The organism is Streptomyces sp. NPDC000941, assembly GCF_053599555.1.
Map to the genome: position 1 here is coordinate 1 of NZ_JBSFMM010000005.1, position 14,303 is coordinate 14,303.

The 14,303-nt window shown below is 71.6% G+C and carries 13 protein-coding genes; 9 read left to right on the forward strand and 4 right to left on the reverse strand.

Annotated features, from left to right (window positions below; genetic code table 11):
- Window positions 1-271: TetR-like C-terminal domain-containing protein (locus ACWDSL_RS02945; RefSeq protein ID WP_450481072.1), on the forward strand; the 271-nt coding region annotated here is incomplete at its 5' end.
- Window positions 272-381: 110 nt separating this feature from the next.
- Complete coding sequence (locus ACWDSL_RS02950) at window positions 382-1,887, forward strand: MFS transporter (protein WP_450481074.1); 1,506 nt, start codon at window positions 382-384, stop codon at window positions 1,885-1,887.
- Here ACWDSL_RS02950 and ACWDSL_RS02955 read toward each other — a convergent pair whose 3' ends face one another.
- Window positions 1,888-2,544 (reverse strand): DUF7691 family protein, encoded by a 657-nt coding sequence (locus ACWDSL_RS02955; protein ID WP_450481076.1) that lies wholly within the window; start codon window positions 2,542-2,544, stop codon window positions 1,888-1,890.
- Window positions 2,545-2,623: 79 nt separating this feature from the next.
- Between ACWDSL_RS02955 and ACWDSL_RS02960 the strand changes: the two genes are divergently transcribed.
- From ACWDSL_RS02960 to ACWDSL_RS02975, 4 genes are all read left to right on the forward strand, one after another.
- Window positions 2,624-4,309, forward strand: a complete 1,686-nt coding sequence (locus tag ACWDSL_RS02960) for an isocitrate lyase/phosphoenolpyruvate mutase family protein (protein ID WP_450481078.1) — start codon at window positions 2,624-2,626, stop codon at window positions 4,307-4,309.
- Between the two features lie 46 nt (window positions 4,310-4,355).
- Window positions 4,356-5,003: an alpha-ketoglutarate-dependent dioxygenase AlkB gene (locus ACWDSL_RS02965; RefSeq protein WP_450481080.1), complete on the forward strand. Its 648-nt coding sequence runs from the start codon at window positions 4,356-4,358 to the stop codon at window positions 5,001-5,003.
- A 99-nt stretch (window positions 5,004-5,102) separates the two neighbouring features.
- Window positions 5,103-5,732 (forward strand): RNA polymerase sigma factor, encoded by a 630-nt coding sequence (locus ACWDSL_RS02970; RefSeq protein ID WP_450481082.1) that lies wholly within the window; start codon window positions 5,103-5,105, stop codon window positions 5,730-5,732.
- Window positions 5,729-6,337: a hypothetical protein gene (locus ACWDSL_RS02975; RefSeq protein ID WP_450481084.1), complete on the forward strand. Its 609-nt coding sequence runs from the start codon at window positions 5,729-5,731 to the stop codon at window positions 6,335-6,337. Before ACWDSL_RS02970 ends, ACWDSL_RS02975 begins: the two co-directional genes overlap by 4 nt.
- A 22-nt stretch (window positions 6,338-6,359) precedes the next feature.
- Here the strand turns inward: ACWDSL_RS02975 and ACWDSL_RS02980 are convergent, their stop codons facing one another.
- The 3 genes from ACWDSL_RS02980 to ACWDSL_RS02990 all read right to left on the reverse strand — a co-directional run bounded on the left by ACWDSL_RS02980 (window position 6,360) and on the right by ACWDSL_RS02990 (window position 10,047).
- Complete coding sequence (locus ACWDSL_RS02980; protein WP_450481086.1) at window positions 6,360-7,265, reverse strand: DNA-3-methyladenine glycosylase family protein; 906 nt, start codon at window positions 7,263-7,265, stop codon at window positions 6,360-6,362.
- 53 nt (window positions 7,266-7,318) lie between these two features.
- On the reverse strand, window positions 7,319-8,419 hold the full coding sequence (locus tag ACWDSL_RS02985; RefSeq protein WP_450481088.1) for a sugar phosphate nucleotidyltransferase: 1,101 nt from the start codon (window positions 8,417-8,419) through the stop codon (window positions 7,319-7,321).
- Window positions 8,420-8,559: 140 nt separating this feature from the next.
- Entirely contained in the window at window positions 8,560-10,047 is a 1,488-nt protein-coding gene (locus ACWDSL_RS02990; RefSeq protein WP_450481090.1) for an N-acetylmuramoyl-L-alanine amidase, read from the reverse strand.
- Window positions 10,048-10,175: 128 nt separating this feature from the next.
- On the opposite strand from ACWDSL_RS02990, the gene ACWDSL_RS02995 reads away from it, so the two are divergent.
- The 3 genes from ACWDSL_RS02995 to ACWDSL_RS03005 all read left to right on the forward strand — a co-directional run bounded on the left by ACWDSL_RS02995 (window position 10,176) and on the right by ACWDSL_RS03005 (window position 14,275).
- Window positions 10,176-10,928 carry a TIGR03089 family protein gene (locus ACWDSL_RS02995; RefSeq protein ID WP_450481092.1) on the forward strand — a complete coding sequence of 251 codons (753 nt, stop codon included), beginning with the start codon at window positions 10,176-10,178 and terminating at the stop codon, window positions 10,926-10,928.
- A gap of 188 nt (window positions 10,929-11,116) precedes the next feature.
- Complete coding sequence (locus ACWDSL_RS03000; RefSeq protein WP_450481094.1) at window positions 11,117-12,325, forward strand: LCP family protein; 1,209 nt, start codon at window positions 11,117-11,119, stop codon at window positions 12,323-12,325.
- Window positions 12,326-12,556: 231 nt separating this feature from the next.
- Complete coding sequence (locus tag ACWDSL_RS03005; protein ID WP_450481096.1) at window positions 12,557-14,275, forward strand: LCP family protein; 1,719 nt, start codon at window positions 12,557-12,559, stop codon at window positions 14,273-14,275.
- The last annotated feature ends 28 nt before the right edge of the window (window positions 14,276-14,303 follow it).

Consider the following 14,303-nt stretch of genomic DNA (forward strand, 5'->3'; position numbering starts at 1 on the left):
CGCGGAGCGCCTGGAGCCCGTGCCATCACCGCTCCCCGAACCCGTCCGCGCCGACCTGCGCCGCCTGATCGACCAACACCCGGGCGACCTGCCGGAGAAACGGCTCGACCGCGTGTTCGCCGGCTGGACCCACCTGTTCGGCCTCATCAGCTTCGAGGTGTTCGGCCGCCTGAACGACACGATCGAGGCACGCGCAGAGTATTTCGACCACCACATGGCCCTGATGGCCGACCTGACCGGCATCCCACGAGGCGCTGAGCCTCGGCGGTGAAGCCCCCGGGTTCACCCCGGGGTTGAGGGGTTGTCCGCTCATCGCCCCCGAGCTGTGGGCCAGGGGCGTTGAAAAGTCTCCGGAGTCGGTTCAACGAAACACTCGAAGACATGACTTCCCAAGACATCGAACCGCCCGGGGCGGAGCCTGCCGTCGAGACCCACGACGACGCGGAAGACCACAGGAAAGACAACGCGGAAGGACCCGCCCCCGCACCGCGGCGGTGGTGGACTCTGCTGGCGGTCAGCGCGGCCCAGTTGCTCGTGGTCCTTGACGGGACGATCGTGAACATCGCGCTGCCCTCCGCGCAGAGCGCGCTGGGCATGTCCGACGCGAGCCGGCAGTGGGCGATCACGGCGTACGCTCTGGCCTTCGGCGGGCTGCTGCTGATCGGCGGCAGGGTCAGCGGCGCGCTCGGGCACCGGCGTACGTTCATCATCGGCCTGGTCGGCTTCGCCGCCTCGTCCGCGCTGGGCGGGGCCGCCGTGAACCCCGGGATGCTCTTCGGAGCGCGGGCCCTTCAGGGTGTCTTCGCCGCCGCGCTCGCGCCCGCCGGGCTGTCGTTGCTGACCATGACGTTCACCGAGCCGCGCGAACGAGGCCGGGCGTTCGGTGTGTTCGCCGCGGTCGGTGCCGCCGGGTCGGCCCTCGGGCTCGTCGCCGGGGGGCTGCTGACCGAGTACACGAGTTGGCGGTGGTGCCTGTACATCAACGTTCCCATCGCCCTGTGCGCCGTGCTCGGCACGGCGTTCGTACCGGCGGACCACCCGAGCCGCGGCGAGGGACGGCTCGACGTCGCGGGCGCGCTGCTCAGCGCCGCGGGTTTCGGCGCCGTGGTGTACGCCTTCAACGAGGCCGAACCGCTCGGCTGGGGCTCACCGAAGGTGCTGGCGCTGCTGGTCGGCGGCGTCCTGCTGCTGGCCGCGTTCGCCACCGTCGAGGCGCGTGCCCAGCACCCGCTGCTGCCGATGCGCGTGCTCCTGCACCGCGCCCGCGCCGGTGCGCTCGTCTCGATCACCCTGATGTTCGTCGCGATGTTCGGCTTCTACCTCTTCATGAGCTACTACACCCAGACCGTCCTCGGTTACTCGCCGGTCCAGGCGGGTCTGACGCTCCTCATCAACGCGCTGGCCGCCCTGCTCGGCTCCACACTCATCGCCGGCCGGCTGCACGGACGCGTCACGCCCGCGACGCTGATCCTGCCCGGGCTGATCGCGGCCGCCGCCGGGATGCTCGTCCTGACCCGTCTGACGGCGGACAGCACGGACGTCCTGCCGCTGTATCTCGCACCTGCCCTGGTGCTCACCGGCCTCGGCCTCGGCTGTGTCATCACCTCGACCGCCGGCCTGGCGACCGCGGATGTGCGGCCGTACGACATCGGGGCCGCGTCGGCCGCCTACAACGCCTCCCAGCAACTCGGGGCCGCGCTCGGCACCGCGCTGCTCAACACCATCGCGACCAGCACCGCCGCCTCCTATCTGGCGTCCGAGGACGACGCCACACCGACCGGGGCGTCCGTGCACGGCTACACCACCGCTCTGATGGTCGGCTTCGGCATCCTCCTCGCCGCCGTATGCCTCACGGCACCGCTGACCTGGAAACAACGGCGGCCATAATCAGCCCTGGCTGCAGAAGACGAGCATGTCCATGGTGTGGCCGTACTTCAGGGCGGTCTGCCACTCCTCGTGCTCCACATTGAGCTTGTCGATGAGAAGTTCGGCGTCGTAGGTGAAGTTGTGGTCCAAGCGGTCGAGTACGGCCGTGTAGGCGTCGGCGACGCTCTTGGCCTTGGAGAGGGGGAGGTAGCCGATGGCCGGGTAGCCGTCCATGGGGCTCGGGACGGAGAACGGGAGCAGGTCGGTGAAGTCCGCGAACAGGAAGCTGCACGGCAGCAGGTCGGCGGGGACTCCCAGAGCGCGGAGTTCGTCGTCCATGCGGCCGAAGAAGGTGGACGGTTTGGAATACACGCCCACGTCGATGGGGTCGGATCCGATGCATTCGAGGACGGCCAGCAGCGCGGCGTAGTACGCGTATCCGACGCGCTCGCCCTCGGCGTCGGCCCGGCCCATGATGAGGTGCTCCAGAGCCTCGGGGACGGTGAGGCCCCAGTCGATGCGCTGGTAGTCGATGCGGCGCTGGACGGCCCGCGCCTGCTCGCGCATGGTGTCGAGGACCTGCTCCTGGTGGGCGGTGGGCTCGCCGCCTTGCAGATAGGCGAGAGTCCGGCTCATGGTTAGCACCTTCATGCTGATCACGTGGCTCATGCGGGTCATGGTCGCAAGCCCTACCGACAGGGCCGCCACCGAGGGCGGTTCGGGCGGCACCGAAACGTTCCGCGCTTAGCGTCGGGCCATGACGCAGACGACGCATGAGTTCAACCGCTTCGCGGACGTACGGGCGGCGCTCGCCGACCCGGCCCTCGTCCCGGAACTCCCGGCTACGGATGGGGGTCCCGTGGGGGCGAGCGTTGCCTGGCTGCGTGCCACCGTGGCCCGGTTCAGCTCCGGTGAGCCGCATCGGCGGCAGCGGGCTCTGGTGGAGGCCGAACTGGCCCGGCTGGAGCCCGCCGCGCTGTGGCGAGCGGCGGCGACCGGGCCCAAGGAAGAGCTCCGGGTGCGGGTGGTGCGTGCCCTCGCCGAAGCCCTGGGGATGCCGGAGCCCGGGGCGGTCGCGGAGGCGGTGACCGTGGTGGCCGGGGCCTACTTCGGGGGTACGGACCCGGCCGCGGACGAGGCGGTGGCCCGGCTGGTGGCGCGGCTGGCGCCGGCCGGTGCCGATGAGGCCGCTGTGGAGACCGTCGCCAACCGCATCGGGCTGCTGGTGCAGGCATGCGACGCGACGGCCACGCTGGTGGAGTCCTGCGCGGGGGCTGCGCTGGCGAAGGCCCGCGCGGGGGCTGCGCCGGTGGAGTCCGTGACGGGCCGCGACGTACCGCCGGCCGCGGGCGCTACGCCGGTGAAAACCACGACGGGCTCCGACATACCACCCGCCGCAGCCGCCACACCGACGGACGCCGCGACCAGCCCCGACGTACCGCCGGCCCTGGTGCTCCGGGAGGATCCGCCGGTACGGACCATGCGCCGGATCGCCGCCCGCGCCACCCGGGTCGGTGGCCGGGAGATCGCCGAGGGCGATGTGGTGCTCCTGGACCTCGCGACCGCCCAGCGCGCGCACCCCGTACCCCTCACGTTCGGCGCACCGCCGCGCGTCTGCCCGGGCCGGGCCCACGCCCTCGCCCTGACCGACGGACTGCTCCAGCGCCCGCTGACGGCCTTCGCCCGGCTGCATCACCAGGCCGCCGCCACCCCGCTGCTGTTGCCCAACGCCTGGGACTACGCCTCCGCCGCCGCCCTGGCGGCGCAGGGCTTCCCGGCGATCGGCACCACGAGCCTGGGCGTGGCCGCGGCCGCCGGTCTGCCGGACGGGGCGGCCGCGACCGCGGACGCGACCTTGGCCCTGGCCCGCAGCCTCGGCCGGGGGTCCTTCCTGTTCACCGTCGACGCCGAAGGGGGCTTCAGCGACGACGTCGAGGAAGTGGCCGCGCTGGCCCGCCGGCTGTACGAGGCGGGCGCCGCGGGGATCAACCTGGAAGACGGCCGGCCGGACGGCACCCTCGCCCCCGTGGAGCTGCACGCCGCGAAGATCGCCGCGGTCAAGGCCGCCGTACCCGCGCTGTTCGTGAACGCCCGCACCGACACCCACTGGCTCGGACGCCGGAGGGAGGAGACCGCGGCGCGCCTCGCACGCTACGAACAGGCCGGGGCGGACGGGGTGTTCGTACCGGGTCTTTCGGATCCGGACGGGATCGGCGCGCTGACGGCGACTCTCCTCGTCCCGCTGAACATCCTGTTCACGCCGACCGGGCCCACGCTCGCCGAGCTGGCCGCGCTGGGCGTACGCAGGGTCAGCCTCGGCTCGCTGCTCTACCGCAGGGCCCTGGCCGCAGCCGTGACCGCCGCGACCGCCGTCCGCGACGGCCGGCCGGCAGACCTCACGGCCCCCTCCTACGCGGAGGTACAGGCACTGGTGGAGCCCTGATGCCACGGTGAATCCGCCGTCCCCGGCGCATGGTTACTGTCCTGGCATGTCCGAGACCTCTGACCAACTCTCGTTCGACAACGACACCGACACCAACACAGCCACGCCCGCTTCCACCGTGCCCGGGCTGCGCTACATCGCCGACTGGCTCGCCCCCGATGCCGGTGCGGCCCTGCTCGCGGGGATCGATGCGGCGTCGTGGTCGGCGCAGCTGAAGCGGCGCGTACAGCACTACGGCCATCGGTACGACTACGGCCGCCGATCCGTGGCCACCGCGGCCGCCGATGCGTCGCAGCCGACCGCGCCGCCGCTTCCGGTGTGGGCGCGGAAGCCGGCTGCCCGGCTGGTGGACGAGGGGTTGCTGGACCGGGAGGCGGACCAGGTGATCGTCAACGAGTACCAGCCGGGGCAGGGGATCAGCGCCCATGTCGACTGCGTGCCGTGCTTCGGCCCGGTCGTCGCCGCGATATCCCTGGGCTCCAGCTGTCTGATGGACTTCACCGACCCCGCCGACGGCACCAAGCTGGCGGTGCCGCTGGCGCCGGGCAGCCTGCTGGTCATGGCCGGTCCGGCCCGATACGCCTGGCGGCATGCCATCGCCGCGCGCAAGAGCGACCCCGGGGTGGCCGGACGGGTCCCCCGTGGTCGCCGGGTGTCGGTGACGTTCCGCACGGTCCTGCACACAAGTCAATAACCCCCGGATGCAACCCCGGCGGCGGCAACCGATGTAACGGTTGGCCGCCGCCGCGCCAAGTAGCGGGTGAAGGGTCCACCGACCACGTTGGAGGAACGGGTGCCCTCGATACCCGAACGGGCCGCCGTGCCCGAACGACATGCGAGCCGGGCCGCGCCGCCCCGGCCGGACGCCGCCGGATTCGCGGTGTTCTACGAAGAGAACTTCGACGCCGTCCTCGGCTTTGTGACCCGGCGCACGACCTGCCCGCAGCTGGCCGCCGACCTCACCGCCGACATCTTCGTCGCCGCGCTGGAGGCCGCGGGCCAGTACGACCCGAAGCGCGGGGCGCCCGCCGCCTGGCTGTACGGCATCGCCCGCAACGTCCTGGCCGCCCACTACCGGGGCAGCGCCCGCGAACAGCAGGTGATGGCCCGGCTGAACGGGCGTCGGCTGCTGGACGAGGAGGACATCGCGGCGCTGGAGGAGCGGATCGACGCGGAGCGGGCGGCGCGCGAACTGGTCGAGCGGCACCGCGCGCTGAGCGAGCCGCTGCGCGAAGTCCTCGATCTGGTGGCCGTCGACGGCCTCACCCCGCGCGAGGCCGCGCAGGCCCTCGGGCTCAACCAGGCGACCGTGCGGGTCCGTCTGCACCGCGCGAAGCACGCGCTGCGCGCCGGACGCCCGCCCATCACCGAACACACCGAAAATACCGAACGCACAGGCCACGCCCTGGAGGTTGTCTCATGAGCGCGCCCACCCAGTTCAAGCAGGGCCTGGCGGCGGAGCTGTCGGCCATGGCCACCGCCCAGGCTCCCGCCCCGGCTCCCGCTCCGGCCACCCGGGCCCCTGCCCGCCGGCTTCGCCTCCCGCTCGCGGTCGCGACGGTGGCGGCGGCCGCCGCGGCGGCGGTGGTCGTGCCGGCGCTGAGCGGATCGGGCGGCTCGCCCGCGTACGCCGTGACCAAGAAGGACGACGGCTCCCTGATCCTGCATCTGAACCGCCCCGAGGGCCTGCCCGGCCTCCAGCAGCAGCTGAAGAAGATGGGCGTACGGGCGGCCGCCCTGGAGGGGGACGAGAACTGCCCCACGGGCGCGCCGCCCCACGCCCCCTGGGCCACCGCGGGCTACGCGCTGACGTTTCCGTCCGACCCCGGGAAGGCCGTCATCCACCCGGACCTGATCCCGGACGACACCGTCCGGTCGGACGGCCGGCGGGTCGCCGGGGCGACGCTGCTCATCGTGGCGGAGTTCGGCAAGGACAACGCGACCAAGTCGGTGTCGTTCCGGCTGGTCTCGAAGGTCCCGGAGTGCAGCGTGCCGGGGATTGGCGGCGGTCCCGACGCGCACGCCTGACGCCTGACCCGTAGGCGCGAGTTCAGATCGCCCGGAAGTCCCGGACCGAGAAGCGCGGGGCGCGGCGGGGTGGGACGCGGCCGGAGAGGAGGATCAGCCGGGCGGCGCGGTGGCGCTGGCCGGCGTAGGGGGCCAGCAGCCGCAGCATCGCCGCGTCGTCGGTGCCGTGCTCGCCGGTGAGGGCATAGCCGATGATCTTCGGAAGGTGCAGATCGCCGACCGTGATCGCGTCCGGCGTGCCGTTGCTCCGCTGCAGCGTCTCGGCCGCCGTCCACGGGCCGATGCCCGGGATGGCCTGGAGCCGGGCCGAGGCCGCGGCGAGATCCATGGCCGCGGCCTCCTCCAGCCGCCGGGCGGCCCGTACGGCCCGCAGGATGGTCGACGAGCGCTTGGCGTCGACCCCGGCCCGGTGCCACTCCCATGACGGGATCAGCGCCCAGCCGCGCGGCTCCGGCATGACGCGCAGCCGCTCGGCGGGGCCGGGCGCGGGCTCGCCGTGGCGCTGCAGCAGCAGCAGCCAGCCCCGGTACGCCTCGTCGCTGGTGACCTTCTGCTCCAGGATCGAGGGGATCAGCGACTCCAGGACCAGACCGGTGCGGATCAGTCTGAGGCCCGGGTGGCGGCGGTGTGCCTGGTGCACCAGGCGGTGGCGTGGAGTGAAGGCGGCGGGGTCGTCCTCGGCGCCGAGCAGAGCGGGCAGATGTTCCAGCAGCCAGTCCGCGCCCGGCCCCCACGCCTGCGCCTCGACCGCCTCGCCCCGGCGTACGAGGCGTATCGTCCCCGCGCCCTGAGGGGTGCGGCTGGCCCGCCAGACGGCGCCGTCGGCGGACACCTGGAACGCCGGGTCCCCCGGCCCCCGCCGCAGCACGCTCAGGTTGCGCGCGAGGTCGTACGGACCGGAGGGGGTCCAACTGCGGTGGGCGGGCACACCGCCAGCCTACGGCCCGGCGCCGACACGCCCGCACAAGCCCTCGCTGGACCTCACTGGTCCGACGAGAAGCGCACCGCCCCCGCCGGGATGTCCGCCCCGCACCACACCCGCACCCCGTCCCGCAGCTCGTTGTCCGGCCCCACCAGCGCGCCGTCCCCGACCACCGCGCCCTGCAGCACCGTACGGGCCCCGATCCGGGCCCGCGCGCCGATGAGGGAATCGCGGACCTGCGCCCCGTCCTCCACCACCGCACCGGCCAGCACCGTGGAGCCGTCGATGCTGACGCCCGCGCCCACCCGGGCCGCGGGGCCGATGACCGTACCGCCGGTCAGCTTGGCATCGCGCGCCACCTGCGCGCTGTCCAGGATCAGCCGGTCGCCGCAGCGGCCGGGCACCGCCGGGGAGGGGGCGCGGCCCAGCACCAGGTCGGCGGAGCCGCGTACGAAGGCCTGGGGGGTGCCGAGGTCGAGCCAGTACGTGGAGTCGACCATGCCCTGGAGATGGGCGCCCGCGGCCAGCAGGCCGGGGAAGGTCTCGCGTTCGACGGAGACGGGGCGGCCGGCCGGGATGGCGTCGATCACCGAGCGGTTGAAGACGTAGGCGCCCGCGTTTATCTGGTCGGTGACGATCTCCTCGGCGGTCTGCGGCTTTTCGAGGAAGGCGGTGACGCGCCCGGTGGCGTCGGTCGGCACAAGACCGTACGCCCGTGGGTCGGTGACGCTGGTGAGGTGCAGCGAGACATCGGCGCCGGTGGTGCGGTGGGTGTCGACGAGGGCGGGTATGTCGAGCCCGGTGAGGATGTCGCCGTTGAAGACGAGCACCGGGTCGTCCGGGCCCGAGCGCAGCCGGGAGGCGACGTTGCGGATGGCGCCGCCGGTGCCCAGCGGCTCCTGCTCCGTCACGTATTCCAGGTGCAGGCCGAGTGACGAGCCGTCACCGAAGTACGGCTCGAACACCTCGGCCAGGTACGACGTGGCGAGCACGATGTGCTCGACTCCGGCCGCGCGGGCGCGCGCCAGCTGGTGGGTGAGGAACGGGACGCCGGCCGCCGGGACCATCGGCTTGGGGGTGTTCACCGTCATCGGCCGCAGCCGGGTGCCCTTGCCGCCGACCAGGAGGATCGCTTCTGGCGTCGCTGGCACTGTGGTCACGTATCGTCTCTGCTTCCTGCTGGGGCTCGCCGGGTCGGCGGCCAGTGTATGCAGACCCCGAGTACCCGGCCCGCGCCTGGTCAGCGGCCTTGCGGTCGGCGACCCCGAGGTCACTGACCCCGCGGTCGCCGACCACGCGGTCAGCGGCCCTGCAGCCGGGCGGCCGTGCTGCGCACGGTGCCGAGCTTGGCGTACAGGGCGTTGCCCGGGCACTCGGTGTTGTAGCCGTCGCGGTGTCCGGAGATGACGCGCAGCTTGGCCTTGGTGCCCTTCTTGAATCTGTTGCCGCCGGCCGACTTCAGATGGGTGGTGCCGCTCGGGTTCCGGCCGAACAGGCCGAGCTTCCAGGCGGTGAGCTTGGCCACGGCCTTGACGGCCTTGCTGGAGGGCTTCTTGGAGGAGTAGGTGCCAAGCACCGCGATCCCCATGCTGTTCTTGTTGAATCCCATCGTGTGCGCGCCCTGAACGGCCTTCGACACGCCCCCGGATCTGCCCTCGTAGATGTTTCCGCACTTGTCGACGGCGAAGTTGTAGCCGAAGTCACGCCACCCCAGGCTGTTGACGTGGTAGCGGTAGATGCTCCGCATCATGGACGGCGCCTGCGAGCAGCTGTACGCGTTGCCCGTCACGGTGTGGTGGACGAAGGCGGCCTTGACCGTCTTGGTGTAGCGGTGGCCCTTCTCACGCAGCTTCTCGTCGGCGCCCCAGCCGGCGCGGGTGACGATACGGGGCCGCGGCGCGGTGTACGGATGGGCCGAGCTGGTGTTGGGCGGCTCCTCGGGGAGCTCCAGCGGGGGCGCGGTGGAGGGTTCGGGGGTGAGCTCGGAGGGCTCCGGCTCCGGGGGCGCCGACGCGTCGTCCGGGTCGGCCTGCGGGGCCTCGGGCGACGCGGAGAGGTCCGCCGGGGGCTCCTCCATCGCGGTCTCGGAACCGGTCTCGGAGCCAGTCTCGGAACCGGTATCGGAACCGGTCTCGGAACTGGCCTCGGAACTGGGGTCCGAACCGGTCCCGGAGCCGGCCTCGGAGCTCGGCTCGGGACTCGGCTCGGCGCTGGGGTCGGTGGTCAGCGGCCGGGCGAGCGTCGCGGGGCCACGGCCCGGGTCGACGAGCTCCAGGCGGAGCCCGGAGGGCAGGCCGGCCGGCTGGGCGGAGAGCACACCGGAGCCGCCGCGGGGGCTGACCCGGGCCTGGACGCCGTTGGAGTCGCCGACCCACAGGGGCGTGGTGCCGCCGTGCTGCCGGCTCCGGGCGCCCTCGGGCGAGTCGGGGTCGGGGGCGTCGTCGTCGAGCGCTTCCAGGTCGCGCCAGGCCGACCACGCACCGGTGGCCGCCTCGCGGGTGCGGACCTGCACCTGGCCGCCCAGCCGCGCGGAGGCGTCGTCCCAGACCACGCCGACGAGGGAGAAGGGCCGCACGCTCCGTGGCGCGACCCCCAGCGCGGCGCCGGACGACATCGCCGCGCCCCGGTCGAGGCCGCCGCCGCCCAGCGGGAGCAGCGGCAGCGACTGGGTGCTGCCGTCGGCGGAGCCGACGCGGTCCGCGCGGGCGGGGGCCGGGTTGAGGGTGAGGGGGAGAGCGAGGGCGGCGGTGCACGCGACGCCGATCGAAGATGCCAGAAATGCACGCATGGAAAAAAGCCTGGACATAAACCAACAAATCTGTCCATTCGAGAAGGCGTTGACCGGGCCCGGAATCCGGCGTCCACGACCCCCCGCACCGCCCGTGGCGCGCCCCGGCGCCGCGTACCCTGGCGCCGATGAACGCTACCGATCACACCCCCGCCGACCTGCTGCGATCCGCGCTCGCCGCGGATCCGGCGCGTCCGCTTGTCACCTTCTACGACGACGCGACCGGCGAGCGCGTCGAACTTTCCGTGGCCACCTTCGCCAATTGGGTGGCGAAAACCGCGAATCTCCTCCAGGGCGACCTCGCCGCGGCGCCCGGCGACCGGCTGGCGCTGCTGCTGCCCGCCCACTGGCAGACCGCGGTGTGGCTGCTGGCCTGCTCCTCCGTGGGCGTGGTGGCCGAGGTGGGCGGCGATCCGGCCGCCGCGGACCTCGTGGTCAGCGGCCCCGACACGCTGGAGGCGGCGCGCGCCTGCTCCGGGGAGCGGGTGGCGCTGGCGCTGCGCCCCCTGGGCGGGCGGTTCCCGCAGCCGCCGGAGGGCTTCACCGACTACGCCGTGGAGGTGCCCGGCCAGGGCGACCGCTTCGCGCCGTACGCGCCGGTGGACCCGTACGCCCCCGCGCTCACCGTGGCCGGTCTCCAGCTGACGGCCGCGGAGCTGGTGGAGCGGGCGCGCGCCGACGCGGCCGGGCAGGGGCTCGGCCCCGGCTCCCGGATGCTGTCCGGGCTGCCGTACGACACCTGGGAGGGGCTGTCGTACGGGCTGTACGCGCCGCTGGCCACGGGCGGCTCGGTGGTGCTGTGCCGCCATCCGGACCGGCTGGACGAGGGCCGCCTCGCCGAGCGCCGGACCAGCGAGCGGGTCACCGCGACCGCGCCGTAGCGGCCCCGAGGAAGCGCCGTAGCGGCCACTCCCCCGGAGAAACCCCGCCGACCCCTGCACCCGTCCGGCGGACCCGTGGGCCGAGCCCACGGGCTCCGCCGCCCGCCCCGCGCGATGATCGACGCTACGTACAACCATGTGCGGGGTTCGCATGTCTGTTCCGGTAATCACGGCCCCGGCACGGGCCGATGCCGCTCCTCCCGGCCGAGGAGGTGGACGGGTGGGAGGACGCAGACGTGACGGCGGAGAGCACCGCGGAGAGCGCCGAAGACGGCACCGAGGACAGCGCCGAAGAGACGCCGAAACGAAGACGCCGGGGCCGCTGGCTGCGTCTGTTCGCGCTGGCGGTGGCCCTGCTCGTGCTGTCCGGGGCCGGGGTGGGCTGGTGGCTCTACGAACGGCTCGACGGCAACATCAAGACGGACACCCGTACTGAGAACGAGCTGCGGAAGTTCGCGGCCGAGCGGCCCGTGGCGCTGGTCAGGGACGCACAGAACATCCTGCTCATCGGCTCCGACAACCGCGGCGGCAAGGGCAACGGCAAGTACGGCAAGGACACCGGCACCCAGCGCTCGGACACCACGATTCTGCTGCATCTGCAGGCCGGCGGGAAGAGCGCCACCGCCATCTCCATCCCGCGCGACCTGATGGTGGACATCCCCAGCTGCACCCAGGCGGACGGGACGCGCAGCAAGGCGAAGTTCGCCCAATTCAACTGGACGTTCGAATTCGGCGGGCCGGCCTGCACGATCCGCACCGTCGAAAAGCTCACCGGCATCCGGGTCGATCACCACATGATCGTGGATTTCAGCGGCTTCAAGAAGATGGTCGACGCGGTCGGCGGCGTCGAGGTGTGCCTGAAGGACCCCATCGATGACAGCGAGGCGCATCTGCGGCTGCCCGAGGGCCGCCAGACGCTCCGCGGCGAGCAGGCCCTCGGCTATGTCCGGGCGCGTTACAGCATCGGTGACGGCAGCGACACGGAGCGCATCGGGCGGCAGCAGGAATTCCTCGGCGCGCTTGTGAAGAAGTTGCAGAGCAATGGTGTGCTGCTCAATCCGACCCGGCTGTATCCGGTGCTCGACGCCGCGACGTCCTCGCTGACCACGGATCCGGGCCTGAGCTCGCTCAAGGACCTGTACGACCTGGTGCGCGGCATGCGGAGCATCCCTCGCGAGAAGATCCGGTTCCTCACGATTCCGCGGCAGCCCTACACCTACAACCGAAACCGCGATGAGCTGGTCCAGCCCGATGCCGACCGGCTGTTTCGGCAACTCCGCCTGGATCACCCGGTGTCGGTGGCCAAGGCGGTCACCCACGCCTCCGGCGACGACCCCAAGAGCGGGAAGTCCACACCGTACGAAGGAACCACCGCGGCACATGACATGTGCCGATAAAAGCTCCAAAAGGTACGCTCAACAGTTCCTCAAAGATCTCGAAAGGATTGAGCAGATTGCCCAGTTGTAGGGAAGTGGAATTTGTCACCGGCGTCGCTTGACGCTGAACTGGACGGATAGTGTGAGCGATCCAGTGCGCTTACCAGGTGGCCGCGCACTACCTTTTAACGATCGACCGGTGCGCCTTGAGGGGGAGGCGCCGCGTGGCACCAACGGAGGACTCAGGGGACCGTGGACGCGCAAGGCCATGGGCAGGCGGACGATTTTGATCCCGCCGATCAGTGGGTGTTCGACCCGAACACCGGCAGCTATGAGCTGCGGCTGAATCCTGCCGGGGATTCAGCGGATATCACCCCCGAAGAACGGCCGGCCCCCAGACCCAGGAGCCGTCGCCGCGCCGAGCCCGAGCCGCCGGCGACGGCGTCGTCCTCGGCGGCGGCGACGCCGTCGCGCGGGCGGCGGAGAGCGGCGGGCAAGCCGGAGAAGCCGACGGGACCCACCAGTCGGCGTAAGCCGAAGCCGAAGAAGTCCAAGGCGAAGAAGGTGCTGTACTGGACCAGCGGCACCCTCGCCTTCATCCTGGTCGGCGGGTCCGTCGCGGCGTACCTCGTCTACCAGCACCTCAACAACAACATCAAGAAGGTCGACGTCGGCGAGAACAACGCCGCGGTCAGCGACGGCCCGATGAACATCCTGGTCATCGGCACCGACAAACGCGATGGCAAGGGCAACGAGGGGTACGGCGACGCGGGTAGCGTCGGCCACGCCGACACCACCCTCCTCTTCCATGTCTCCAAGGACCGGACGAACGCCACCGCGCTGTCCATCCCGCGCGACATGATCACCGACATCCCGGACTGCATCACCAGGAAAGACGGCACCAAAAAGACCATCCCGGGCGAGGAAGGGGTGCGCTTCAACACCAGCCTCGGCCAGGAGGGGCGCGACCCCAGCTGTACCTGGGCGACGGTCGAGAAGCTCACCGGGCTGGAGATCGATCACTTCCTGATGGCGGACTTCAACGCCGTCAAGACGCTCTCCTCCGCCGTCGGCGGGGTCGAGGTCTGCCTGGGCAAGGACATCGACGACCCCAAGTCGCATCTCAAGCTGAGCAAGGGCCGGCACACCATCGAGGGCGAGCAGGCCCTGGCGTTCGTACGGACCCGGCACAGCGTCGGCTTCGAGAGCGACCTGGACCGGATCAAGCTCCAGCAGCAGTTCCTCAGCTCGATGATGCGCAAGATGAAGTCGAGCGGCACCCTGACCAGCCCCACGAAGATGTGGGACCTGGCCAACTCCGCCACCAAGGCGCTCACGGTGGACACCGGTATCGGCACCGTGAACAAGCTCAAGGACCTGGCGCTGAACCTCAGCAAGGTCGACCTGAAGAACGTCACCTTCGCCACCGTCCCGGTGGTCGACAACACTGACGGCGCCACGGTGAAGCTCAACGAGGCCAAGGCCGAGCCGCTGTTCGCCATGGTCAGGCAGGATGTGTCGCTGACCGAGGTGAAGAAGAAGGAGAAGGCCGACAAGGCCAAGGAGGCCGCCAAGCTCAAGGGCCCCAGGGCCGAGCCGGCGAACGTCCGGGTGAAGGTCCTCAACGGCAGCGGGAAGATCGGCGCCGCCCAGGAGACGGTCGACTGGATGCAGAACACCGAGGGGATGCTCCGCACCAGCAACGGCGGAAACGCTTCGGCGAATCTGAAGAAGACGACGCTGGAGTACGCCCCGAACCAGGCCGACCAGGCGCGCCGGCTGGCCGACAGCATGGGGCTGCCCGCCTCCGCCCTCAAGGAGGGCACCAAGGACGCCGCCCCCATGGCGGAGATGACCCTCACACTCGGTGCCGACTTCAAGGGCGCCGACACACCGATCACCGCTCCGGCAAAGGCGCCGAAGGACATTCAGAGAGTCGAGGCGGACGACAAGAGCGTCTGCGCGAAGTAATCACCGCCGGCCATCGGAGCACTCTCAC

Coding starts and splice junctions, on each gene's coding strand:
- ACWDSL_RS03000 (WP_450481094.1), top strand. CDS start 11,117: ATGCCGCTCCTCCCGGCCGAGGAGGTGGACGGGTGGGAGGACGCAGAC.
- ACWDSL_RS02955 (WP_450481076.1), bottom strand. CDS start 2,544: ATGACCCGCATGAGCCACGTGATCAGCATGAAGGTGCTAACCATGAGC.
- ACWDSL_RS02950 (WP_450481074.1), top strand. CDS start 382: ATGACTTCCCAAGACATCGAACCGCCCGGGGCGGAGCCTGCCGTCGAG.
- ACWDSL_RS02990 (WP_450481090.1), bottom strand. CDS start 10,047: ATGCGTGCATTTCTGGCATCTTCGATCGGCGTCGCGTGCACCGCCGCC.
- ACWDSL_RS02995 (WP_450481092.1), top strand. CDS start 10,176: ATGAACGCTACCGATCACACCCCCGCCGACCTGCTGCGATCCGCGCTC.
- ACWDSL_RS02975 (WP_450481084.1), top strand. CDS start 5,729: ATGAGCGCGCCCACCCAGTTCAAGCAGGGCCTGGCGGCGGAGCTGTCG.
- ACWDSL_RS02965 (WP_450481080.1), top strand. CDS start 4,356: ATGTCCGAGACCTCTGACCAACTCTCGTTCGACAACGACACCGACACC.
- ACWDSL_RS02960 (WP_450481078.1), top strand. CDS start 2,624: ATGACGCAGACGACGCATGAGTTCAACCGCTTCGCGGACGTACGGGCG.